This is a genomic window from Dyella sp. 01L423, assembly GCF_056399945.1.
The window spans coordinates 101,096-124,665 of record NZ_JBFTSI010000005.1 but is presented as its reverse complement, the minus strand read 5'-3'; the positions used below and the strand labels follow the sequence as shown (position 1 = coordinate 124,665).

The following is a 23,570-nucleotide window of genomic DNA, read 5'->3' as shown; positions in this document are numbered from 1 at the left end:
CCCGTATGGCGCGGCGGGCGGGTGGAGGAAAGCCCGAAGGGTGGCCGCATGGATGCGGCCAGTTTTTCGACAGGACAGGGATGTCCTGTCGAAAAACCCCGTAACCCGACCGCGCACCTGGAGGGCGCAGCCCGGAAGGCGCGTCATCCGGGGGGCCCTTCTCTTTGGTTACTTTCTCTTGGGCAAGCAAGAGAAAGTGACCCGGGCCGCGGCAGCGGCACGGAAGCCCGCGGCAGGCGAGCCAGATCGCGACATGGCGACAACCGAAGACCGACGCTACTGGATGACCAGCCATTCGGCTGTTGAAAAGCACCTCCGGCCTACGCCGGGATGACGGGCAAAAAAACTGCCTCCGCCGGCACGACGATCAATTGCAGACCGCGAGACTCACTGCAGTGCACCGAATCCGCACCTCGGCGCGCCTCAGCAACCCCATCAATCCTTCGGCGGCTTCATCTCGAACTCCTTCGGCGGCACGTCTCCCGCCAGATTCCGCACAAAATAATCCCACCTTTTGCGCATCATGTAATTGGCTGCCGCGCCGTAAGCGTGATGTGCATTGGGAATCATCAACAAATCGAAATCCTTGTTCGCCTTGATCAGCGCATCGACAACAAGCAGCGTTTCGTACGGCGGCACGTTGTCGTCCATGGTGCCGTGGGCCAGCAGCAGATGACCTTTGAGGCCCGCGGCATGGCTCTGGTTGGCCTGGTCGTCGTAATTGCTCTTGCCATCCTTGTCGGTGACCAGCAGCCCCTGCCACTTCTCGGCCCAATCGTCCTCGTAGTTGCGGTTGTCGTGGTTGCCGCTCTCGGCGATGCCCACCTTGAACAGGTCGGCATAGCGGAACATCGCCGTCACGGTGGCGTTGCCGCCGCCGGAATGGCCCCAGATGCCCACGCGATCCAAGTCGATCCACACGTGGCGTTTGCCCAGTTCCTTCAAGCCGGCCACCTGGTCAGGCATGGTGTTGTCGCCGATATTGCCGAAGTACGCATCGTGGAAGGCCTTGGAGCGCCACGGCGTGCCCATGCCGTCGATGGCGACCACGATGAAGCCCAGCTCGGCCAGTGCCTGGTGATCCGCGCGAGCGGGATTGAAGCTGCGCGAGCCCACCGAGCCGGTCTGCGGGCCGGGGTAGATGTAATCGACCACGGGATATTTCTTGGACGGATCGAATGACGAGGGCTTGAACATCAGGCCATACAGATCGGTCTTGCCGTCGCGCGCTTTCACGGTGAACGGTTCGGGCGCCTTCCATCCACTGGCGAGCAGGCGCGAGATATCGGCCTTGGCAATGGTGGACACCACATGGCCGTCATGCGCGCTACGCAGCACGGTGACCGACGGCGTGGTGGGCGTGGAGTAGGCGTCGGCGAATAGACGTCCATCCGGCGACAGGGTGATGGTGTGGTCGGCCGGCTCCGGCGCCAGCAGCACCGGCGCACCGCCGTCCAGGCTCACTTTGTAGAACTGCTGGTAATACGGGTCCACGCCCTGCTCGCGCCCCACGCCGCGGAACCACAGCGTGCGCGACGAAGCGTCCAGCTTGAGCACCTCGGTGACGTTGCCTTCGCCGGTGGTGATGGCGTGCTTGAGCTTGCCGCTTTCGAGGTCGTACAGATACAGATTGCCCGAGTTGTTGCGCTCGCTGAACCACACCACTTCATGGCTGGCCGGCAGGTACTGCCAGTTGATCTTGCCGTTGCCGCTTTCGTAGTAAGTGGGCACGCTTTCGTTGAATACGGTGCGTATGTCGCCGGTGTGCACATCGGCCACGCGGAACCAGGCCTGCTTGTGATCGCGCGAGGAGGACACGAAGGCCAGCGAGCTGGCGTCAGGCGCCCATTGCACGTCGCCCCAGCCGCCGTCGCGGCCGCAGCTCACGTCGTCGCACAAAGTGGAGCGATGCTGGTCCGGCTCCATCTTCAGGCGCAGCACCTTGCGCGAGTCGACGTCGACGATGACCCGTTCGATCGTCGTCACGTCCTTGTCGCCAACCAGTGGATACTTCCACTTCTCGACCTTCGGATGACCCACGTTGGTGCCCACGATCACCATGTCGCCGGTCTTGCGCTGATCCTGCTGGAAGGTGGCCAGACGCTTGGAGTCCGGCGACCACACGACGATGGCATTGCTGGTGTGCTTCCAGCCCGCGTTGTCGGTGGCGTAACCGAAATTCTCCACACCGTCGATGGTGAGCTGGGTTTCCTTGCGGGTGAGGACATCACGCACCCACAGGTTCCAGTCGCGTACAAAGGCTTCGCTGTGTTTGTCGGGCGACAGCACACCCGGTTCGTTGCCCGTGCCGTCGACACTTTCATCGCGTCCGAGGACGCACACGACGTTGGCTTTCATGTCGCACAGGTAGTGCTTGCCGCGGAGGTTCACGTCGAGGCGGCCATCGAGCGTGGCAACAAATGCCGTGATGCCAAGCTTGTTGGCACTGACGGATTTACCGAGCACTTTGCCCAGCGCTACTGCGAGGGCAGCATGATCGAAGGCAGGCTCGGCCTTGCCGGTGCCGGTGTCGATACGCACGTAGTGGTCGCCGGAGGCATCATGATCGCGATACCAGTAATGCGTATCGTCGATCCAGGTCACCGTCTGCACGGCGTGGTCCACCAGCGGCGTGACGTTGTAGCCCACGTAGCGCTCGGCGCGCGCGTAGTCGTCGTTGGTGAGCGTCCGCCCCTGTGCGGCGGCGCCTGTCGATAGCGCAATCAGCGCCGCCGCGCCAACCAGGCGCGCACCACGTGTGTTCAAGCTCATGTTTAGTCCCCCGATCAATCGCGACATACAGGCGCGCATGGAAGAGCGGCCTGAGTATTCGGCCTAGTGTTACTCAGGTGGGTGGGGAACTGCCATTGGTTCTGACTGAGTTGCCCAAAATCGGAGCGACGGCGCCAGCAAAAGCGCACCCTGTGCGCGACAAGCCTACGGAGCGGTACACCCCAGCGTGGCTGTCGCGCACAGGGTGCGCTCCCACAGGCAAGCGGGCATGCCAATGGCTGAAGTGCAAAAGCCGATGCGCAGCGAGGCTCCGCTTTAAGTCCTCTCCGCAGTGGCGCGTTGCGGTGTAGCGGAATCGCGTGTCGGACGATCGCCACGCTTCCGATCCCCTCGGGTCGCAAACGCTCGTATTCAACAGAACGCTACGAGCTCCTGCCCTTCAGTCCATTCTCTTTGGGTTACTTTTCTCTTACTCCGGGCATCCTGCCCTTCGCCCTTCGGGCCGGCTTCGCCGTTCGCACGCGCTCCTGCGCGTGCGTGGGCCAGCAAGAGAAAAGTGACTTGAGCGGCGGCAGCCGTTCGAAACGCCCGCCGCGTAGGCGGCACCCTGGCCGTAACGCGGCAACCAAAAACCGAGGCTCTGGATGACCAGCCTTCGGCTGTTGAAGAGCACCTCCGGCCTGCGCCGGGATGACGAGTAGGGAGGTGTGCCGCCTATGCGCGCCGCACCACTCCGCAATAAAACCTCACGCAAACTTCAACAAACAAACCCCCAGCGTGATCAACCCCAACCCCACCCACCCCGACCCGCGAAGCCTCTCCCCAAACACCGCGATCCCCAACACTGCCGTCGCCATCAACCCCACCCCTCCCCAGATCCCATACGCCACCGACAACTGAATCCCGCGGATGGCAAAGCTCAACGCCGTAAACGCCGCCAACGCACAGGCAATCGCGGCCACGGCGGGCCGCTTGTAGGCAAAGCCATGCGACTGCTTCATCAACACATTGGCCGCGATCTCCAGCACGATCGCGATGGCGAGGTAGAGCAGATGGATGGGTTCGAACTCAGGAAGCATGGCGGCTCTCCGTCGGCCCTTCGTCGGTGCCGCGTTCCAGCAGCACGATGCCGGCGATGATCAAGGCGATCGCCGCCAGCTTGATGGGCTTGAGGTCTTCGGCGAACAGCCAGGCGCTGCACAAGGTGATCAGCACGAGGCCGAGGCTTTCCCATGCGCCGTAGGCGACGGCCAGCGGAATGCGCTTCACCGCCATCGCCAGGCAGGTATAGGACAGCACCAGCATCACGTACATCGTCGACAGGCCGATGGTCAGGAAGCCGTGATGGGCGCCGAGTTTCATCGCCAACGTGCCGGCAACTTCGGTGACAATAGCCGCGGCCATGAAAAGCCAGTGACGCATGTGGTTCTCCTTGTCGGGCACCGCGATCCCATCCTACCCTCGCCTTCCCCGATCACGCCATGAACCCAATCAACGCCTCATCTGCCACTCCCACGCTGCCCGAAGCACGCCTGCTCGAGATGGTGTTTCCCGATCACACCAACCACCTGGGCACGCTGTTCGGCGGACAGGCGCTGGCGTGGATGGACAAGGCGGCGTTTATTGTCGCCTCGCGCCATGCCCGGCGCACGGTGGTCACCGCGCGCTCTGAAGAAGTGAATTTCAAGGTACCCGTGCGCACGGGCCAGCTGGCCGAACTGGTTGCACGTATCGTGCACGTGGGCCACAGCTCGATGACGGTGGAAGTGGAACTGACCGGCGAGGACCCGCTCACCGGTGATCGTCGCGTCTGCACCACCGGCCGCTTCGTGATGGTCGCGCTCGATTCGAACGGGACGCCGGCGACCGTGCCGCCGCTGCCCGTCGTCTAAGCATGGGCGATGGCCGCGCTCGGCGGCCATCGTCTCAGCGCAGATGCAGCCAATGCAGGTGGACACCGTTGTCGCGGTCTTCCGCGCGGAAGCCTTCGCGGCCTTCGACCACGATGCCCCACACGCTGCGCATCTTTTCGCCCTGCGGCTCGTCCACCCGCACCTGTTCGCCCAGTGCGATGGCGTAGCGGGTTTCGATCATCATCACCTGGTCGCGTTCCCACACGAGCACGGCCGGACGGCCGCTCGAGGCGCCCCAGCCCAGGTGGATCTGCACGTCCTTGGGGGTGTAGGTACCGCGGTTGTCGAGCTTCCAGTTTTCGGATCGACGCAGTAACGCCTGCAGGCGAGGATCGGCCCAATCCACGCGATTACCCTTCACGTGCGGCTTATGTGCGTTCATGCGTTTGCTACATCCCATCGGGCGATACGACAGCGTCGCGGCGTTTGGCGCCACGACAACAGGACACCGCGCCATCGTCGTGGTCGGATGTCGCGTATGCCCGGTTATCGGCCGTGCCGGGGTGAACTTGAGGGTGGGCGGGTCTGACTAGCGACGCGTCTTCAGCGGGTGATCGAGGCCGCCGGCGGTGCGCATCATCAATTGCCGCACAAACGAAAGATGTCCCGCCACGGGCACCACGCCGTCGCGGATCCAGCGCAGCCACGGCGGTCGTCCATGCACCATGCGCGTCAACGCACCGATGCGGCGCACGACAGACTTGTGCACCGCGTGGCGCAGCGAGGCGTAGTCGTTCATGCGGCCCATGTCGCCGGCCAGTGCGTCGGCGGCGCAGTCCGCGTAGACATAGGCATCTTCGATCCCGAGGTTCATGCCACGTGCGCCGATCGGCGAATGGATGTGCGCGGCGTCACCGCCCAGGGCTACGCGCCCTACGCCGGCCTGCGACGCCACGCGATGGCTGACGTGGAATTGCGATTCCCACGACACCTGGCTCAGGCTGCCGTAGCGGCGCAATGTCGCTAGCGGATCATGCGTGTTGCCGATCACCCTCCACACGTCGTTGGCGAGCCGCAGCAGGAAGATGAAGCCGTCGCGCTCGAACAGGATGTGTGCGCGCTGGAGGTCGAAGGAGGTCTGCATCGCCACGTCCCACAGCAGCCACGGTTCGGCCAGGCCGCTGCCGGGAAAATCGAGCTTCAGCGCCGCGCGCGTGGCGCTGCGCGCACCATCGGCGCCAAACAGCAACCGGCTGGTGACCTGCTCGCTGCCGCCATCGGCGTGCTGCAGGGTGGCCGTGACTTCCGTCAGGTCCTGCGATAGCGACTGGAAGGTCACGCCGCGCTCCACCGTCACACCTTGGGCCGCCAAGGCCTTGGCCAGCAGGGCTTCGGTACGCGCCTGCGGCAGCACGGTCATGACGGATCGCGCGTCCTGTGCGGGCGGCAGATCAAACGCGAGCACGTCGTGGCCGTCCTCGTGCAAGGTGGCTCCGCGTACAGGCCAACCTTCCGCGACGACCTGGTCGGCGACACCAGTGCTCTGGAGCATCTCCAGCGTCCGGCTGTTCACGGCCAGCGCCTTGGAGGTCGTGGTCGCCACGCGGGCTGTATCGATGATGCGCACGGATACGCGTCGATGTGCGAGTAGCAGTGCTGCGGCCAGCCCCGTGGGACCGGCGCCGACGATAAGTACGTCGGGATGGGTCGATCTCATGCTCGCCTCTCTGAACCCCTAACGGGGGGAGTCTGCCGCCAACCGCTGTCGTGCCCGCGTCAAGAGCGGCCAATAGCCCATTTGGCACCCCGCCAAGCACTATGGCTCCGCGCCTGGGCCAGCCATACTCCGCCGCGAACCCACCGGAGGCTTTCCTATGCGTGCCCCGTTCGTCGCGTTCGCTCTCTTCCTGGCGCTGCCCTGCTTCGCCGACACTTCCGCTTCCACCGACTCGCTGGCCACGGCGCCAGCCAATGCCCAGCGTTTTTCCATCGTGTCCACGGCCGGCAAACACGGCAGCTCGGCGCGCTGGGTTACTGCCGACGGCACGCATATGGGCCGCGAAAGCCTGTTGTTGCGAGGCATGGTGACCGAAGTGGACAGCAGCACGACGCTGGGCAGCGACGGCATGATTGAGCGCGTGGTGATCCGCGGCCACACGCCCAACGGCGACGCCGGCGAAACATTTGCCGTGCAGTCGGGATCGGCGAGTTGGAAGAGTCCGGTGGATGCGGGTTCCGCACCCTACAGCGCACCTTCCGAATACGTCGCCTTCGGCGGCCCCTTCGATCTCAATGCCGCCCTGGTCGAGAAATTGCTGGCCGCGCCGGACAAGACGCTTGCGCTCCTGCCAGGCGGCAAGGCACACGCGGAAAAGCTCACCGTCGCCACCGTTGGCGATGGCGCCAACAAGCAGCAAGTGACCGCGTATGCCGTGACCGGCCTCAGCAACACGCCGGTACCGGTATGGGTGGATAAATCAGGACACTTCTTCGGTTTCGTCAACGGCCTGGCGTGGTTGCCCGAAGGCTACGAGTCGGCGCTGCCAGTACTCGAGAAGGCCCAGACCGCCGCGCTCGCCCAGCATGCCAAGGCCATCGTGCCCAAGCTGCTCAAGACGCCGCCGGGCCCGGTGGCATTTACCAACGTGCGCGCCTTCGTGGACGGCACGCGTTTTGTGGACGGCCAAACCGTGCTGGTGGACAAGGGCGTGATCACCGCCGTGGGCGATGCGGCGTCGATCACGGTGCCCAAGAACGCGCAGGTGATCGATGGCAAGGGCAAGACCCTGGTCCCCGGCCTGTGGGATTCGCACCAGCACGTGCCGGACGACGCCAGCGGCCCGATGCTGCTTTCGCTGGGCATCACCTCGGTGCGCGATCCGGGCAACATCAACGAACAAACCCTGTCGCGCGCCCAGCGCCGCGCCAAGGGTGAATTGCTGGGGCCGCACGTGTATCCGTCGATGCTCATCGACGGCAAGGGCCCGAACACGGCGCAGGTCGCGACCGTGGCGACGTCGCAGGAAGAGGCCATCAAGCTGGCCGACCGGGCCAAGGCCGATGGCTTCAGTGCGATCAAGATCTACGGCACGTTCAACCCCGCATGGGTGAAGGCCACCGCCGCCGAGGCGCACAAGCAGGGCCTGCACGTGCACGGCCATCTGCCTGCCGGCATGCGTCCGAAGGAGGCCATCGACGACGGCTACGACGAGATCACGCATATCTACTTCGTGATGATGCAGGCGATGCCCGACGAGGTGGTCAAGGCATCCAACGGCATGGGGCGCTTCGAAGGCCCGGGCCGCTATGCGCGCAACGTGGATCTGGACAAGGAGCCGATGAAGTCGCTGATCGCCACCATGGCCCAGCGCCACATCACCTCCGATCCCACCCTGGTAATCGCAGAAAGCCTGTACGTACCGGAGAACGGCGATCTCTCGCCTTCGTATGCGCCTTACGTCGGCGCGCTGCCGCCCGCCGTGGAACGCGGCTTCCGCCAGGGCGGCTTCACGGTGCCCAAGGACCTCACGCGTGCCGACTATCGCGCCAGCTTCGCCAAGCTGCAGGCGCTGGTCGGGGCAATGCACAAAGCGGGCGTGCCGATCGTCGCCGGCACCGATGGCACCGGACTGGAGCTGGTGCGCGAACTGGAGCTCTACGTGCAGGCTGGGTTTACCAACGCCGAGGCGCTCGCCAGCGCGACTGCGGCCACCGCACACCTGGTGGGCGCCGATGCGCATACCGGCAGCATCCAGAAGGGCAAGAACGCAGACCTTGTGCTGGTGGATGGCAACCCGGCGGTCAACATTGGCGACCTGCGCCACACCGAGGTGGTGATGATGGATGGCAAGTTGATGGATGCCAGTGCGCTGCGCAGCGAAGGCGGCATCAGCAAGCGACCCGCCTGGGAGGAATAAGGTCATCCGGCGACAACCGTCTGAGGAGCAAGCGCCATGACGCACCTGCTGATCTTCCTGCTGATTTTTGCCGGTGTATTTGGCTGCGCACTGCTGGGCATGTATGCGCGCACGCGGTTGCCGGATCATCACCTGGACGAGGACTCGGCCTCGTCCATCAAACTCGCCGCCGGCCTGATCGCCACCATCGCGGCGCTGGTGCTCGGCTTGCTGATTTCGTCGGCCAAGTCGTCCTACGACGCGGTCAACGGCGATCTGCAGCGCAATGCGGTGAATATCCTGCGCCTCGATCGCGCATTGGCGCAGTACGGACCCGAGGCCCAGCCGCTGCGCGAGACGCTCAAGCGCAGCTACACCAGTTGGGTGGACTTGCTGGCTTCGGGTGACCACGTGCGCATCGCGCAGCTCGACAGCCCGCAGATCCTCAGCCACATCAGCCAATTCCAGCACCGCATTGGCGCACTCACACCCACCACGCCGGCCGAGCAGCAATTGAAGGACCGCGCGCTGGATATTTCCGACGAGGTGTTCACGGCACGCTGGCTGGCGCTGATGCAGAAGAACGGCACCATCCCGATGACCTTGTTGCTGGTGCTGGCCGCGTGGCTATGCGTGATCTTCGGCACCTTCGGCTTGTTTGCACCGCATAACCACACGGTGCTGTTCTTTTTCCTGATATGCGCATTGTCGGCGTCCGGTGCGATCTACGTGATTCTTGAAATGGACACGCCCTTGACCGGCTTTGTCAGGGTGTCGGTGGCGCCCATGCGCGAAGCGATCAGCCAAATGGATCAATAGCACTCCGTATTCAGTGCACATCGCCCATCACCTCGACGATCCAGTCGATGAACACGCGCAAGCGCAACGGCAACTGCCGCTGCGACTGATAGAGCACGCTGATCGGGAATGACGGCGGCGGCAGCGTGGGCAGCAACTCCACCAGCGTGCCGCTCGAGAGCGCCTCAGCCACCCGATAACGCGGAAACTGCGCGATGCCTAGCCCCGCCTCGCAGCAGGCGAGGTAAGCCTCGGTGCCGCTCACGACAATGGGCGCGGGCAGCGTCACTTCGCGCATGCGCTTGCCCACCATGAATTCCAGCGGCGAGGTGCGGCGCGTGGTGGGCGAGGCCCAGTCCACCGCGACATGCCCGCTTTGCAGATCCGCCAGCGTCTGCGGCATGCCGTGACGCTGCACGTAGGCGACGCTCGCCACGGTGGCCTGCGAGAGATTGGCCACGCGCCGGCCAACCATGGTGGAATCGGGCAGATCGCCTGCACGCAGCACGCAGTCCACGCCTTCGCGCACCAGATCGATGAAGCGATCGCTGGTACCGATATCCAGCTCGATTTGCGGGTAGCGCGCGAGAAAGCCAGGCAGCGCCGGGATCAACACCAGGCGCGCCAGCGATGAGGCCAGGTCGATGCGCAGGCGACCCTTGGGCACCGCGGCCGCTTCGCGAAAATCCGCCTCCACCGCATCGAGGTCCGCCAGCAGGCGCACGCAATGGTTGTAGTAGACCTCGCCATCGCGGGTGGGGCGCACCTGCCGGGTGGTGCGCTGGAGCAGATGCGCGCCCACGTGCTCTTCCAGCCGCTTGATGGTGTGGGTCAGGGTGGCGCGCGGCAGGCTGAGATCATCGGCAGCGCGGGTAAAGCTGCCCATTTCGACGATCCGGGTGAAGACCCGCATGGCTTGCAGACGATCCATGGCGATTGTTGACCATTTTGACAACAGACATGGCGATTATTGAGCATTTATCGCCAGGCCGTCATGGCCAAGAATGCATGGCCAGCCTCCCCACCCTCCCAAGGAACGCCCCATGCACATGCGACAGCTCGGCAAGAATGGTCCCTCCGTCTCCGCCCTCGGCCTCGGCTGCATGGGCATGAGCGATTTCTACGGCAGCCAGCGGGACGACGCCGAATCGATCGCTACCATCCACCATGCGCTGGAGCGTGGCTTCAACTTCCTCGATACGGCCGACGTCTACGGCCCGCATACCAACGAGGTACTGGTCGGCAAAGCCCTCAAGGGTCGCCGCGAGCAAGCCTTCCTCGCCACCAAGTTCGGCATCGTGCGCGATCCCAACGACCCGGCGAAGCGCGGCATCAATGGCCGCCCCGAATATGTACGCGCGTCCTGCGAGGCCAGCCTCAAGCGACTGGGCGTGGAATACATCGATCTTTACTACCAGCACCGCGTCGACGCCGACGTGCCGATCGAGGAAACCGTGGGCGCGATGGCCGAGTTGGTGAAGGCCGGCAAGGTGCGCCATCTCGGCTTGTCCGAAGCTTCCGGCGCCACGCTGGAGCGCGCGGCCAAGGTGCATCCCATCGCGGCGCTGCAGGTGGAATTTTCGCTGTGGACGCGCGATCCGCAGGAGAACGGCATGCTCGAGTCCTCGCGCAAGACCGGCACCAGCATCGTGGCGTACTCGCCGCTGGGCCGCGGCTTTCTCACCGGCGCCTTTCGCAGCCCCGAGGATTTCGAAGCCGACGACTACCGTCGCCAGAGCCCGCGTTTCCAGGGCGAGAATTTCTTCCGTAACCTGGAACTGGTGGACAAGGTGAACGCGATCGCCGCCGAGAAGGGCTGCACGCCGGCGCAGCTGGCGCTGGCCTGGGTGCTGGCACAGGGTGACGATGTGTTCGCCATTCCTGGTACCCGCTATCGCAGCCGGCTGGATGAGAACCTGGTCGCCATCGATGTGAAGCTCGACGCAGCTGAACTGCGTGCCATCGACGCCGTGTTCCCGCCGGACGTGGCCGCAGGCGCGCGCTACGCCGGGCCCATGATGCAGATGGTGAATCGCTGATTTCGCAGGTTTGTGGCTGGCCTGACATACGGCCATCCACTTCCTGACCAAACAAGTAAGACTTCGCTTACATCGAATTCTCGAAGCCTCAGGCAATCTAACCACGTCGCGGTTTCCACGAACCCCGACAGCCCGGATCGGTCGCCCCCCTAGAGCCGATCCGTGAGGCCCCCGAAAGGGGGCCTTTTTTTATGCGCGACTCGCGGCCGCTTGCGTGCTCCGACGAGCAGGTTCACGCCAACGGACAACGCTCAGTTGGATGCAGCCTGCCACGCCTCGCGTTCGCCGGCGTCCAGCGCCAGCGCGACCGCCCGATGTTCCGCCGCCGAAAGCATGGCCGCCTCGATCACCGCCATCACGGTGATCGCCTGGCGCGGCGTGACGGGCGCTGCGCCCTGCCCCAGCACCGCGTCGCGGAACGCCGCGTAATAACGACTCTGGTCGCCCCTGGGCGTGGTCAGGTGGGTGACCTGGCCGTCGCCGTCGTACAGCAGCAGATCATCCGGATCGATGCCCCATTCGGCGTCGCCGGGGCGCATGCCGGCGATCAGTTGCGCTTCCTGCACGTCGATTTTCGGCTTGACCAGGCTGCCCTGCGTGCCGTGCACAGTGAAGCGCGCACTGCCGCCGGCCACCAACATGCCCGCGTGCAGGATTGCGCGACGCTCGCCGTATTCGAGCACCACATGCGCCCAGTCGGTGACTTCGCCGCCATCGCGCTGCGTGGCCAGACTGGCCCACACGCGCTCGGGCAAACCGAACAGGCATAACGCCTGATCCACCAGATGCGGCCCCAGGTCGTACCACAGGCCGCTGCCCGCGCCCGCCTGCTCGCGCCAGCGCGCGCGCACCTGCGGGCGAAAGCGGTCGATATGCGACTCGAAATGCGTCACCTCGCCTAGCGTGCCCTGCGAGATCAGCTGCCGCACGCCGAGGAAATCGCTGTCCCAGCGACGGTTCTGGAAGACCGACAGCACGCGCCCCTGCTGCGCGGCGGTGGCAGCCAGGCTGCGCGCCTGGGCCAGATCGAGCGCGAACGGTTTGTCCACCACCACGTGCTTGCCGGCTTCCAGCGCGGCGCGCGCCAGCGGTGCGTGGGTGTCGTTGGGCGAGGCGATTACCACCATGTCCACCTGAGGATCCGCAAAAACTTTCGCAGCGTCGGCGACCACGTCGACCTCAGGCATATCCCCGCGCACTTTGTCGGCATCGCGCGATACGACCGTGCGCAGTGCCAGACCGGGCACGCTGCGAATCAACGGCGCGTGGAAGGTCTTGCCGGCAAACCCGTAGCCGATCAGCGCCACGTGCAAGGGAGTGGAGGGGTCGTTCATCGATGACTCGGGCGGCACGGGGGAGACCCATGATAGGCCACCGCCGTCGACGATCCGTCGGAAACGGCTTCGCGCCGCGCTAACGTTTTGGCGCGCACCATGCGCTGCGTTTCCGCTTGCGCCGAGGATGCCGCCATGTATCTCCGTCCCGTGCTGATCGCCGCCTTGCTCGCGGCTGCTGGTGTGAGCAGCCACGTCGTCGCGCAGGATGCGCCGGCCGCCAATGCACCGCAGGCCAAGCGCACCATTCTCGACCAGCATGAGCAAAGCGGCGTGCCGGGTACCGAGATCGTGCTTGGCATGGCCGAGATTCCCGCCGGCGGCGCGGTGGGCTGGCACACGCACGACGGCGATGAATCGGGTTATGTGCTCAAGGGCAATCTCGTCCTCAAGACGCGCGGCAAACCCGATCAGGTGTTGAAAGCGGGCGATCACTTCTTCAACCCACGCGGCGCGGTGCATAGTCTTGCCGCGGCACCGGGCAGTGACGGCGGCACGGCGCTGTCGACGTGGATCATCGATAAGGGCAAGCCGCTGGCTGAGCCGGTGAAGTAGGTCATGGCGGCGCGTTGAGAGGCACGCACTGCTGGCGAGGCCGTGCAAGGAGAGCTCCTCACGGCATCGAGCGCCTGGTCCACAAGCCGGGACAAAGGGTTCGCCTACATCGCGGCAGGACGCGCTAACATGCGCTGCGCTTCACCATCAGGTCACCCCGGCGGTGCTACTCAAGCTCCCCGGCGGCCCTTGTATGCAACGGGACGGGATATGCACAGAGGCTCACAAGGACGTTCGCATCATCGGGTCAAGCGCTGCCACAGCGGCACCTGCCGACATTCCTCGCCACACCTCCCGGTCAGGCTGCTCGCCACCTGCCTGATGACCGCACTGTCAGCGCCAGCATTCGCCAACTGCGCGCTGCAAGCCGATGGCGTGACCGTCGTGTGCGACACGAGTGCGCCCAATCCCTATACCAGCAGCATCAATGCGATCACGGTAGGCAGTGGCACCCTGGTCATACCGGGCAACGGCGCCAAGGTGATGGTCAATCCGGGCGCAGCCATCGCCACCACCGGCGCCGCCATCCAGGTGAGCAACAACAGCTCGGTGACGAATGGCGGCAGCATCAGCACCACCTTCATCAATGCGTACGGCATGTGGGCAGGTGATCCCAACAATGCATCGAGCACCACGGCGGGTTTCGGCAATACGCTGGAAAACGACGGCACGGTGAAAACCACGGGCGGCAACTCGGTCGGCATGTTTGCGCGCACCGCCAATCGCACGGCGGGCAACGTGCTGATCAACCGCGGCAGGATTGACACCTTCGGCTCCATCTCCGGCACGAGCGCGCGGTCATCCTCCGCCGGCATCCGTTCGGACAGCGTGGTAGCCAGCACCATCCTCAACTACGGCATCGTGGCGGCCCACGGTGCGTACGCCACCATCGCCAGCGGCAACACGGTGGCGATCGCCGGCAACGGCGTGGAGATGGCGGGCCCAGGCACCTTCACCAATGAAGCCGGCGCCAGCGTGAGCAGCGACAACGCCTATGGTTTCTACGGCAATGGTCCCAATGCGAACGGCATCACGCTGATCAATGCAGGCACGCTCAGCGGAAGCCGCGGCGCCATCCTGTTTGGCGCGGGACAGTCCAACAACACCGTGATCCTGGAAGCAGGTTCCACCACTACGGGCTCGATCGACGCCGGCGTGGGCGGCAGCAATAACACGCTGGTGTTCGATGGTTTTAGTTCCAGCGCGTTTGCCAATGCCATTCCCAACTGGCAGCTGGTGGCGTTGCGCAACAGCGCGAATGTCACGCTATCCGGTGCCAGTTATGCGCTGACCAATCTATCGCTTGACGCGGGTACGACAGCGACTTTCAGCGCACCTGCGCTGACCATCGGTGGGCAGATCAACGATAACGGCGCGCTCGTCTTTGCCAGCCCGAACAATCTCAATATCGCCGCGCCCATCCAGGGCAGCGGTGCGGTGATGCAGGTGGGCAGTGGCACGCTGGTGCTGTCGGGTGCCGGCGCGTATACGGGTCCAACCACCGTCGCTGGTGGAACATTGCAAGCCGGCGGCCCCGACCTTCTCTCACCCAGCAGCGCGTTCACCGTCAACAGTGGTGCCACGCTGGATCTGGGTAACGCCAATCAGACTATCGGCAGCCTCGCGGGCGCGGGTGCGGTGAACTTGGGTGCGGGAACGCTCAACACCGGGGGCCTGGGCACGTCCACCTCGTTTGGCGGCGTGATCACCGGAAGCGGCGGCCTGGTAAAAACCGGCGCCGGCAGCATGACGCTCACCGGCGCCAACAGCTACACCGGCGGCACCATCATCAGCGGTGGCGCGTTGCAGCTAGGCGATGGCGGCAGCACGGGCAGCATCGTCGGTGACGTGACTGACAACGGCGCGCTGGTATTGAACCGCAGCGATGTGTCGACTTTCGCGGGCACGATTTCCGGCAACGGATCGGTGACGCAACAAGGCACCGGCACCACGGTGTTCACGGCCAACAACACCTATGCCGGTGGCACCACGATCAGTGCGGGAACACTGCAGCTGGGCAATGGCGGCGCGAGTGGCAGCGTCATGGGTGATGTGACAAACAACGGCTCGCTGGTCTTCAATCGAAGCGATGCGTCAACGTTCGCGGGAGCGATCTCTGGCAGCGGCGCGGTGATCCAGCAAGGCACGGGCACCACCATGCTCACTGGCAACAACGTCTATACCGGTGGCACCACGATACAGGCGGGTGTGCTGCAGCTTGGCAATAGCGGCACCACCGGCAGCATCGTCGGTGGCGTGGTGAACAACGGGCGCCTGATCGTCGATCGTTCGGACACGGTGAGCATTCCCGGCGTGATCTCCGGCGCCGGCAGCGTCAAGCAGCTCGGCGTCGGCACCACGATCCTGACGAGCAACAACACCTATACGGGCGGCACGGTGATCGCCAACGGCGCGCTGCAATTGGGCAACGGCGGTACCACCGGCAGCATCGTGGGCGACGTGCAGGATGGCGGCACGCTGATCTTCAACCGCTCGGACACGGTGACGTTCAACGGCGTGATCAGCGACTGGACCCAGACCACGCCCGATCCGATCGGGAGATTGCAGCAGAACGGCAGCGGCACCACGGTGCTGACCGCGCTCAATACCTATACCGGCACGACGTCGGTCAATGCAGGCACGCTGGTAGTGGGCGATGCGTAACGAAGCAGCGCGGCCATTGGCGGCACTGCACTTGGCGCAGTGAACGTGGCAAGCGGGGCCACCTTGGGCGGCTACGGCAGGATCGGCAACTTCGGGGGTTCCTACGGCCCGGTGAACAACAACGGCACGATCGCCGTCGCCGATGCGCTTCCGTTGTTCCACGGCGGCAGCAAGGGAATCTTTCAGATCAACGGCACACTGAACAACAACAACCTGATTCAGCTGGGTGGCGCCGGCGTGGGCAATGCCCTGTTTGCCTACAATCTGGTCGGACAGGGCAATTCGCGCATTGCGATGAACGCCGTACTCGGCGACGATCCTTCCGCGGCCGATCTGGTGATCATCATCACGGCCAGCGGCCATACCGTGCTCAATATCACCAACGCCGGGGGTTTGGGAGCTGCAACGCCGGGCAACGGCATCCTGGTGGTCGGCAACGCCAACGCCGGGGTGGCCGTCCTCGCCCCCGACACCTTCACGCTCGGCACGCCGCTTGAGGCAGGCCCTTATCGGTACGCCTTGTTCCAGGGCTCGCGCGATGCCTTCGCGCCCGGGTCCTGGTTCCTGCGCTCGGAAGATCCCAATCCTCCCGCCGAGGTGCTCGATGCGCTGGGCATCGCCATGCCTGCACCGGGTACGCCGGCAGCGTCGCGACCTTATGTGGCGTACTACCGGCCGGAAGTATCGCTGTACACCGCACTGCCCTCCATGGCGCTCAACTATGGCAGGTCCTTGATAGGTACCTTGCACGAGCGCGTGGGCGAACAAGAGCAGCTGCGCGATCTGTCGGGCGATGGCTTCGGCGCCAGCGGTGTGTGGGCGCGGGTGATCGGTCAAGATGGCCAATGGGATGCGAAGAGCGGCGGCATCTATCGCGATGGTCCTTCGTTCGACGACAACATGGTCGCGGTGCAAGCCGGGCTGGATCTTTATCGCAATGCAAACGACGGCGGCACACGTGACTTTGCCGGCGTGCTCTCGTCGGTCGGCCACGGCCATGGCGGCGTGACCAACTACGACGACACCTCAGCGGGCAACGACCGCTTCGACTCGTATTCCATCGGCGGCTATTGGACTCGCTTCGGCGCGAAGGACTGGTATCTCGACGGCGTCGTTCAAGGCACCTGGTACGACGCCAAGTCGTCGAGCGAGCAGCAGAGCCTTTCCACCCATGGATTTGGCACGACGCTGTCGCTGGAGGGCGGCTACCCGTTCACCTTCGCCAGCGGCTGGTCACTCGAACCGCAGAGCCAGGTGATCTACCAGTCGCTGCATCTGGACAGTGCGAACGATAGCTCGGCGCACGTGCAGTTCCGCGACGCCGATTCACTCGCCGCGCGCCTGGGCGGCCGGGCCTCGCGCACATGGGAGTGGAACCCAACGAGCAAGCCTCGCCTGCTGTCGGGTTGGTTCTTCGCCAACCTCTGGCATGAGTTCAAGTCGGATGCGGTCACCCTGTTCTCGTCGCAGACCGGCAATATCCCGTTCCATTCGGATCTGGGCGGCAGCTGGTGGGAGCTGGGTACGGGGCTGAGCGCGCAGCTGAGCACGAGTGCGTCGCTGTATGCCACGATCAGCTATGACAAGGGTTTCAACGAAGGCGTGAAGGCTGTCAACGGAAACCTGGGCATGCGCATTAACTGGTAAGCGCCGGCCATCGTGCTGGCATGGCCGCCCCGGCCCATCTAAGTCCACGCTAAGCAAACCGCGGCTGCGCATCACCCTCGTGAAACAGAACTGTCAAACGGCGAATCCACGCTAGTGCACTGATTCCAGCCACTACTCGGGCCGCCATGTCTTCCACCTTCCGTCGGCGCCATCACGCGTCGCAGCTTGTCTTGCGTCCTATTTCCAGCGCGGTCGCGCTGGCCCTGCTCGCCAGCCTGTCGCTGAGCTTGCCTGCGCGTGCCGCCGATACCGATGCGACGGCAGCCAGCACACCGGTGGACGCATCGGCGCCCAAGCCCGGCGCCAGTGCATTGAAGGCACCGAAGGAACTGGAAGAAGTGGAAGTGCAGGGCTCTTCCGCGACCTCGGCCATCACCCAGGCACCGACCCAGGCCGATCTCAACATCACGCAGCCGCAGTCGGTGATCGGGCTGGACTGGATCAGCAACCATGTGGCGCCGACCGCCGACTATGCCGCGATTGCAGCGATTGCGCCGGGCGTGACCAATGTCAGCACGGCCGGCCCGGGCCTGGGCGAATCCAAGCAGATGACGCTGCGCGGCTTCAACGACAACTCTTACAACGTCACCTACGACGGGATCCCGTTTGGCGACACCAACGATTTCAGCCACCACACCAGCAGTTACTTCCCGGCCAAGATGATCGGCCAGGTGGTGGTGGATCGCGGCCCCGGCAGCGCCAGCACGATCGGCGAGGCGACGTTCGGCGGCACCGTGGCGCTGAGTTCGAAGGACCCGACCGATTCCTTCTCGTTCATCCCGACGCAGAGTTTCGGCAGCTACGACACCTCGCTGACCCATCTGGAAGTCAACACCGGCAAGCTCGACGACCTGGGTGGCGGCAAGCTGATCGCCAGCGCGCAATACATCAGCACCGACACCGCCAAGACCGACGGCGACACTTCGCGCAAGACGGGCTACATCAAATATGTGCAGCCGATCGGCACCAACACCGAGATCACCTTCCTCAGCAACTACAACTACATCAAGTTCAACAACCCGAACCTCAGCTCGCTGACGCTGCAGCAGATCGACCAGCTGGGCCGCAACTTCGGCCTCAACAACGATCCCACCAGTACCAACTGCGCCTGCTACAACTTCCAGACCAAGCAGACGGACCTGGAGTACCTGGGCATCCATAGCCTGTTGTCGGACACCTGGTCGGTGGACAACAAGGTTTATACCTACGCCTACGACAACACCAGCCACGAGAGCCCGTATGTGGGCACCAAGGCATCGCCCACCAACATGGGCGGCTACGTGAAGATCAACAACTACCGTGCCTGGGGCGACGTGTTCCAGCTGGTACACGCCGACGACCACGGCCAGTTCCGCACCGGCGGCTGGTACGAGTACACCAACAACGATCGCAGCAGCATCGCCATCGATTACGGCCGCGACGGCGCCATCGATGTGAAGCCGGGCGCGTCGACCTTTGGCACCTTCAACAGCAAGGGCGTGTACAGCGGTCCGTACAAGTACACGATGAAGGACCAGCTGCACACCGGCCAGCTCTACGCCGAATACGAGTGGTACGCGTACGACGGCCTGAGCATCACGCCGGGCGTGAAGTATTTCAACGTGAGCCGCGACATCGAGGCGCCGATCAACCAGACCACCAAGACGCCGCTGTACTACAGCCAGAGCTGGGACAAGACGCTGGGCTACCTCACGGCGAACTATCTGCTGCGCGATGACTGGAGCATCTACGCGACCGCCGCGCAGGGCATGCTCACGCCCAACCTCAACGAGTTCTACGTACCCGATCCGGCGCTCGACAACACCAAGCCCGAGCAGACCATGAACTACCAGTTCGGCACGGTCTACAAGACCGAGCGCTTCAATGCCGACGCCGATGTGTACTTCATCAACTTCAAGAACTACCAGTTCTCCACCACCGTGCCCGGCACCACCGATGCGGTGTACTACCTGGCCAAGGGCGCGTACATCAAGGGCATCGAAGGCGAGCTCACCTATTACGTGGGCAGTGGCACCAGCGTATTCGCCAATGGTTCGCTGCAGGACGCGACGTTCAAGGGTTCCAAGCTCGATATCCCCAATGTGCCGGACCGCACCGCCGCGCTGGGCGTGATGTATGAGAACGACGGCTTCTTCGCCTCGCTGTACGACAAGTATTCCGGCAGCCAGAAGGCGTACAACTCCAGCTTCAATCCGGATGTCGCCTCCTCGGTGACTTCGACCATCGGCACCGGCGGCTATTGGCAGGCGGCAATGAGCGTGGGTTACGGCCAGAATGTCACCGGCTCGTGGATCAAGAGCTACAAGCTGCGCCTGCAGGTGGACAACCTGTTTGATGCGCACAACCTGGTGATCAACTCGGTCAGCGGCAACGTGGGCTCGTACTACGTGCTGCCAGGCCGCAGCTGGTTCGCTTCCGTGTCGCTGGCGCTGTGACGGACGAGGCCACCATCATGTTCAAGCACACCATGATTGCGCTGCTGTTGATCGCACCTTCCCTGGCCGCTGCCAAGGACTCGCATGCCGACGTTTACCTCAGCAGCGCCCAGGTCGATGCCGTGATGTCTGCCCTGCCCCCGCCCAGTGCACCGGGCAGCGCGGAAGACCAGGCCGACCGCGCCACCACCGACCGTGCCTTTGCCGCGCGCTCTTCGGCGGATTTCACCCAGGCGAAGCAGGAAGAGAAGTTCAATGCGTTCGACTTTGCCCCGGTGATCGGCACGGACTTTCGCGCCGATAAACTCCCTCACGTAGCCGCGCTGTTCAAGGAAGCCGAGCACGAGACGAAGGAAGCCGTGGACCTTTCCAAGAACCACTGGAAGCGCGTGCGCCCCTGTCCGCCGGCGTCGGAATGCGCGATGCATCCCGAGGAGTTGGCGAAGAAGAGCTTCGGCTATCCCAGCGGTCACTCCAGCCGCGCCACGGTGGACGCCATCCTGCTCGCGCAACTGTTTCCGCAGGATGCCGATGCGCTGATGCAGCACGCCCGCGATATCGGCTGGCGCCGCGTGGTGAAGGGCGTGCACACGCTGCAGGACATCTACGCCGGCCGCGAATTCGGCCAGGCGCTGGCCACCGACATGCTCGCATCGCCTGCCCTGCAGCACGATCTCGCGGCCGCCCGCGAGGAATTGCGCGCGGCTGGCCTGGTGTCCAGCTCTTCCAAGGCCCCCTAGTACCGGTCCGCGGGCTCCGCATGGCTCGCGGGCAGGTGCGATTGCCCAGGGATGGGCAGCTTTTTCCCGGGACGGTAACAAAACGGAAAGACAATCGAACGCTGACCCGGCGGGCCCCACGACCCGCCGTTCTCGTAGCAGAGGCATGCGATGCACATCATCCTGGTGGAAGACGATCTGGAACTGGGCGCGGCCATCCAGCGCGCGCTCGAGCGTCTGTCGTACACGGTGACGTGGATCACCGATGGTATGCAGGCGATTGGCGCCATGCAGGATCAGACGGCCGACCTGGTGTTGCTCGATCTTGGCCTGCCCGGCAAGGATGGCCTGGACATCCTCACCGAGGCGCGCCGCAACGACATACGCACGCCCGTGCTCATCCTCACTGCGCGCGATGCCGTGCAGGCGCGCGTGCATGGCCTCGATGCCGGCGCGGACGATTACCTCACCAAGCCGTTCCATCTCGATGAACTGGGTGCGCGCATCCGTTCGCTCACGCGCCGCATGCAAGGCCTGGCCGCCAATCGCATCGAAGCCGGCGCGCTGTGCCTGGACCTGGCCACGCTGGAAGTCACCTTTCGCGGCGACAGGGTGGATCTGACCCGGCGCGAGATGTCGCTGCTGCAGACCTTGATGGAGCGCAGCGGACGCGTCGTTCGCCGCGACACACTGGAGAGTTCGCTCTACGGGAGCGATCGCGTGGTGACCGATGGCGCACTCGATGTGCTGGTGCATTCGCTGCGCCGCAAGCTGAGCTTCGACACCATCCAGAACGTGCGCGCCTTCGGTTACATGATTCCCCGGGACCCGCGGTGAAACCCACCAGCCTGCGCGGCCGCCTGCGCTGGATGATCATCGCGCTGTTGCTGCTGTTTCTGCTGCCGCTGGCTTTCTACAGCTTTCGCCGCACCAGCTCCGAAATGGCGGTGCTGTCCGATGCGCGCCTGGCCGAGGCGGCGCACACGATTGCCACGTTGATCCAGCAAGCCGGCGTGCAAACCTTTGCAGGCCATGAGGGACTGCTGGTTCCGGTGCAGAAGAAAAGCGTGCTGGCGGCGCAAGGCGAAGTGGCCACGCACGAGTCGGAAGTGGGTTTCCAGGTATTCGACCGCCAGGGCAAGCTGGTACTTGGCACGATCAACCTGATGACCTTGCCTGCGACACCGGATGATCGCTCGGCGTATCACGACCTGAAGAAGCAGCACCACGTGTGGCGCGTGTTCAACTACGTCGATCCGAACAGCGCTTATGTGATCCGCGTCGCCGACCGTTACGACAGCCGCGAAGACATCGTGCACACGCTGTGGCTGGATCACGGCCTGCCATTCCTGTTTGGGCTGCCCGTACTGGCCCTGCTCGTCGGCTGGGCGGTGGGTCGCGGGCTGCGCCCCTTGGCCAGCCTGACCACGGCGCTATCCGCGCGTGAACCCGGCAGCCGCGCACGCATCGTGCTGCCCGACGCACCGCGCGAGCTTCGCCCGGTACTCAATGCACTCAACGAACAGCTAGACCGGCAGGAAGACGCGCTGGAGCGCGAGCGCCGCTTCAGCGCCGATGTGGCGCATGAACTGCGCACGCCGCTGGCCTCGATCCAGCTCAACCTGGAGAGCGCCATGGAAACCGTCGATCCCGACGAGATCCAGGACAGCCTCGCCGGCGCGCATGGCAGCGTCGTCACGCTCGGCCGCCGCATCGAGCAACTGCTCGCGCTGGCCAAGCTCGAGGCCGGTGCGGCGTCCAGCCCGTTTGAAGCGGTGGACTTGGTCGATCTGGCCGGCGGCGTGGTCAAGGAACTCACACCCGGCCTCCAGCGGCGTGGCGTGGAACTGGGCTTCGTGCTGCAGGGCAGCCGTGTGGTCGTTCAAGGCTATGCGCCGGCCCTGGTGGCCTTGCTGCGCAATCTGCTGGAGAACTCGCTGCGCTACGTGCCTGCCGGCGGTCGCATCCAGCTTGCGGTGGTGCAGAACCAGCAGGAAGCCACGCTCGAAGTGATCGACAACGGGCCCGGCATCCCGCTCGAGCGACGCCATGCCGTGTTCGCCCGCTTCCATCGCGAAGCCGGCAGCCGCGGCGAAGGCTACGGTCTGGGTCTTTCCATCGTGGCTCGGGCCGCCAGCCTGCATCGAGCGACCATCGAACTGCTCGACTCGCCGTTTGGCCGTGGCTTGCGCGTGCGGGTATCCATCCCTTTGCTGTGTCCTTGAGCAGCGCGCCTGACAGCTCGGCTAAGCGCCCACTAAGCGTGGCTTGACGAATTTCTAGCGATAAGCACAACGGCAGGCAACCGAATCACGGCCACGACTCGGATCGCAGGAAATTTCAGTACTCATTAAGCCCCGCAGCCCGAGCATCGACTCCAGTTCAACGGAGGTGTGCCATGAAGAAGTTCGCACTTGCTCAACGCGTAGTGCTTGGCCTGGCGGTGGCGACCACCGCTGTGGCGCCGATGGCTGCATCCGCGCGCGATGGCTGGGGGCACGACCATGGTTATCGCGGTGGCCATGATCGAGGCAACTGGAACCATGATCGTGGCGGCTGGGGCCGCGATCGAGGCGACTGGCACCGGGACGGCAGGTATCACGGCGGTCACGGCAACGCAGGCAACTGGATCGCGGGCGCCATCGTTGCCGCGACGGTAGCCGGCATCGTGACGCAGGCGGTGGCGCCGGCTCCCACCTACTATCAACCCGCGCCGACGTATTACCAGCAGGCGCCCGTGGTTTATCGCCAGCCCGCCACCGTGGTGTACGAGCAGCCGCAGGTGACGCAAGGACAGGTCATCTATGAGCAACCGGCTGACGGCTACCAGCAGGGCTATCAGCAGGGCTACCAGGACGGCTATTGAGTCGCTGATG

19 protein-coding genes are annotated in these 23,570 nt (G+C 64.4%); 12 read left to right on the top strand and 7 right to left on the bottom strand.

Going from position 1 to position 23,570, the window contains the following annotated elements; translation table 11 throughout:
• Nucleotides 1-435 precede the first annotated feature (435 nt).
• The 3 genes from AC1DMY_RS14725 to AC1DMY_RS14715 form a co-directional block, all read right to left on the bottom strand.
• Complete coding sequence (locus AC1DMY_RS14725; RefSeq protein ID WP_477165684.1) at nucleotides 436-2,772, bottom strand: S9 family peptidase; 2,337 nt, start codon at nucleotides 2,770-2,772, stop codon at nucleotides 436-438.
• A gap of 707 nt (nucleotides 2,773-3,479) precedes the next feature.
• Complete coding sequence (gene mdtI, locus AC1DMY_RS14720) at nucleotides 3,480-3,812, bottom strand: multidrug/spermidine efflux SMR transporter subunit MdtI (RefSeq protein ID WP_477165683.1); 333 nt, start codon at nucleotides 3,810-3,812, stop codon at nucleotides 3,480-3,482.
• The gene (locus tag AC1DMY_RS14715) at nucleotides 3,802-4,155 is read right to left on the bottom strand and encodes an SMR family transporter (protein WP_477165682.1); all 354 of its coding nucleotides are present in this window, start codon (nucleotides 4,153-4,155) and stop codon (nucleotides 3,802-3,804) included. Before AC1DMY_RS14715 ends, mdtI begins: the two co-directional genes overlap by 11 nt.
• 59 nt (nucleotides 4,156-4,214) lie before the next feature.
• Here AC1DMY_RS14715 and AC1DMY_RS14710 point away from each other — a divergent pair, with 59 nt between their 5' ends.
• Nucleotides 4,215-4,625 (top strand): acyl-CoA thioesterase, encoded by a 411-nt coding sequence (locus AC1DMY_RS14710; protein WP_477165681.1) that lies wholly within the window; start codon nucleotides 4,215-4,217, stop codon nucleotides 4,623-4,625.
• Between the two features lie 34 nt (nucleotides 4,626-4,659).
• Here AC1DMY_RS14710 and AC1DMY_RS14705 read toward each other — a convergent pair whose 3' ends face one another.
• Nucleotides 4,660-5,028, bottom strand: a complete 369-nt coding sequence (locus AC1DMY_RS14705; RefSeq protein WP_477165680.1) for a hypothetical protein — start codon at nucleotides 5,026-5,028, stop codon at nucleotides 4,660-4,662.
• Between the two features lie 147 nt (nucleotides 5,029-5,175).
• Nucleotides 5,176-6,303 (bottom strand): FAD-dependent oxidoreductase, encoded by a 1,128-nt coding sequence (locus tag AC1DMY_RS14700; protein ID WP_477165679.1) that lies wholly within the window; start codon nucleotides 6,301-6,303, stop codon nucleotides 5,176-5,178.
• Between the two features lie 157 nt (nucleotides 6,304-6,460).
• On the opposite strand from AC1DMY_RS14700, the gene AC1DMY_RS14695 reads away from it, so the two are divergent.
• On the top strand, nucleotides 6,461-8,503 hold the full coding sequence (locus AC1DMY_RS14695; RefSeq protein ID WP_477165678.1) for an amidohydrolase family protein: 2,043 nt from the start codon (nucleotides 6,461-6,463) through the stop codon (nucleotides 8,501-8,503).
• 36 nt (nucleotides 8,504-8,539) lie between these two features.
• Nucleotides 8,540-9,301, top strand: coding sequence for a bestrophin-like domain (locus AC1DMY_RS14690; protein ID WP_477165677.1), 762 nt, complete (start codon nucleotides 8,540-8,542; stop codon nucleotides 9,299-9,301).
• 10 nt (nucleotides 9,302-9,311) lie between these two features.
• On the opposite strand, the gene AC1DMY_RS14685 is transcribed toward AC1DMY_RS14690, so the two are convergent.
• On the bottom strand, nucleotides 9,312-10,211 hold the full coding sequence (locus AC1DMY_RS14685; RefSeq protein ID WP_477165676.1) for a LysR family transcriptional regulator: 900 nt from the start codon (nucleotides 10,209-10,211) through the stop codon (nucleotides 9,312-9,314).
• A 112-nt stretch (nucleotides 10,212-10,323) separates the two neighbouring features.
• Between AC1DMY_RS14685 and AC1DMY_RS14680 the strand changes: the two genes are divergently transcribed.
• Nucleotides 10,324-11,319 (top strand): aldo/keto reductase, encoded by a 996-nt coding sequence (locus AC1DMY_RS14680; protein ID WP_477165675.1) that lies wholly within the window; start codon nucleotides 10,324-10,326, stop codon nucleotides 11,317-11,319.
• 251 nt (nucleotides 11,320-11,570) lie between these two features.
• Here the strand turns inward: AC1DMY_RS14680 and AC1DMY_RS14675 are convergent, their stop codons facing one another.
• Nucleotides 11,571-12,653 carry an oxidoreductase gene (locus tag AC1DMY_RS14675; RefSeq protein ID WP_477165674.1) on the bottom strand — a complete coding sequence of 361 codons (1,083 nt, stop codon included), beginning with the start codon at nucleotides 12,651-12,653 and terminating at the stop codon, nucleotides 11,571-11,573.
• 135 nt (nucleotides 12,654-12,788) lie between these two features.
• On the opposite strand from AC1DMY_RS14675, the gene AC1DMY_RS14670 reads away from it, so the two are divergent.
• The 8 genes from AC1DMY_RS14670 (at nucleotide 12,789) to AC1DMY_RS14635 (ending at nucleotide 23,560) form a co-directional block, all read left to right on the top strand.
• The gene (locus tag AC1DMY_RS14670) at nucleotides 12,789-13,208 is read left to right on the top strand and encodes a cupin domain-containing protein (protein ID WP_477165673.1); all 420 of its coding nucleotides are present in this window, start codon (nucleotides 12,789-12,791) and stop codon (nucleotides 13,206-13,208) included.
• A gap of 321 nt (nucleotides 13,209-13,529) precedes the next feature.
• Nucleotides 13,530-15,872 carry an autotransporter outer membrane beta-barrel domain-containing protein gene (locus AC1DMY_RS14665; RefSeq protein ID WP_477165672.1) on the top strand — a complete coding sequence of 781 codons (2,343 nt, stop codon included), beginning with the start codon at nucleotides 13,530-13,532 and terminating at the stop codon, nucleotides 15,870-15,872.
• 45 nt (nucleotides 15,873-15,917) lie between these two features.
• Nucleotides 15,918-17,519 (top strand): autotransporter family protein, encoded by a 1,602-nt coding sequence (locus AC1DMY_RS14660; RefSeq protein WP_477165671.1) that lies wholly within the window; start codon nucleotides 15,918-15,920, stop codon nucleotides 17,517-17,519.
• A gap of 191 nt (nucleotides 17,520-17,710) precedes the next feature.
• A complete protein-coding gene (locus tag AC1DMY_RS14655) occupies nucleotides 17,711-19,975 on the top strand; it encodes a TonB-dependent receptor (protein WP_477165670.1) in 2,265 nt (754 codons plus the stop codon).
• 17 nt (nucleotides 19,976-19,992) lie between these two features.
• On the top strand, nucleotides 19,993-20,715 hold the full coding sequence (locus AC1DMY_RS14650; RefSeq protein WP_477165669.1) for a phosphatase PAP2 family protein: 723 nt from the start codon (nucleotides 19,993-19,995) through the stop codon (nucleotides 20,713-20,715).
• Between the two features lie 150 nt (nucleotides 20,716-20,865).
• Nucleotides 20,866-21,531 carry a response regulator gene (locus AC1DMY_RS14645; RefSeq protein ID WP_477165668.1) on the top strand — a complete coding sequence of 222 codons (666 nt, stop codon included), beginning with the start codon at nucleotides 20,866-20,868 and terminating at the stop codon, nucleotides 21,529-21,531.
• Nucleotides 21,528-22,919, top strand: a complete 1,392-nt coding sequence (locus AC1DMY_RS14640; protein WP_477165667.1) for an ATP-binding protein — start codon at nucleotides 21,528-21,530, stop codon at nucleotides 22,917-22,919. Before AC1DMY_RS14645 ends, AC1DMY_RS14640 begins: the two co-directional genes overlap by 4 nt.
• Nucleotides 22,920-23,092: 173 nt before the next feature.
• Nucleotides 23,093-23,560 carry a hypothetical protein gene (locus tag AC1DMY_RS14635; RefSeq protein ID WP_477165666.1) on the top strand — a complete coding sequence of 156 codons (468 nt, stop codon included), beginning with the start codon at nucleotides 23,093-23,095 and terminating at the stop codon, nucleotides 23,558-23,560.
• Nucleotides 23,561-23,570 lie beyond the last annotated feature (10 nt).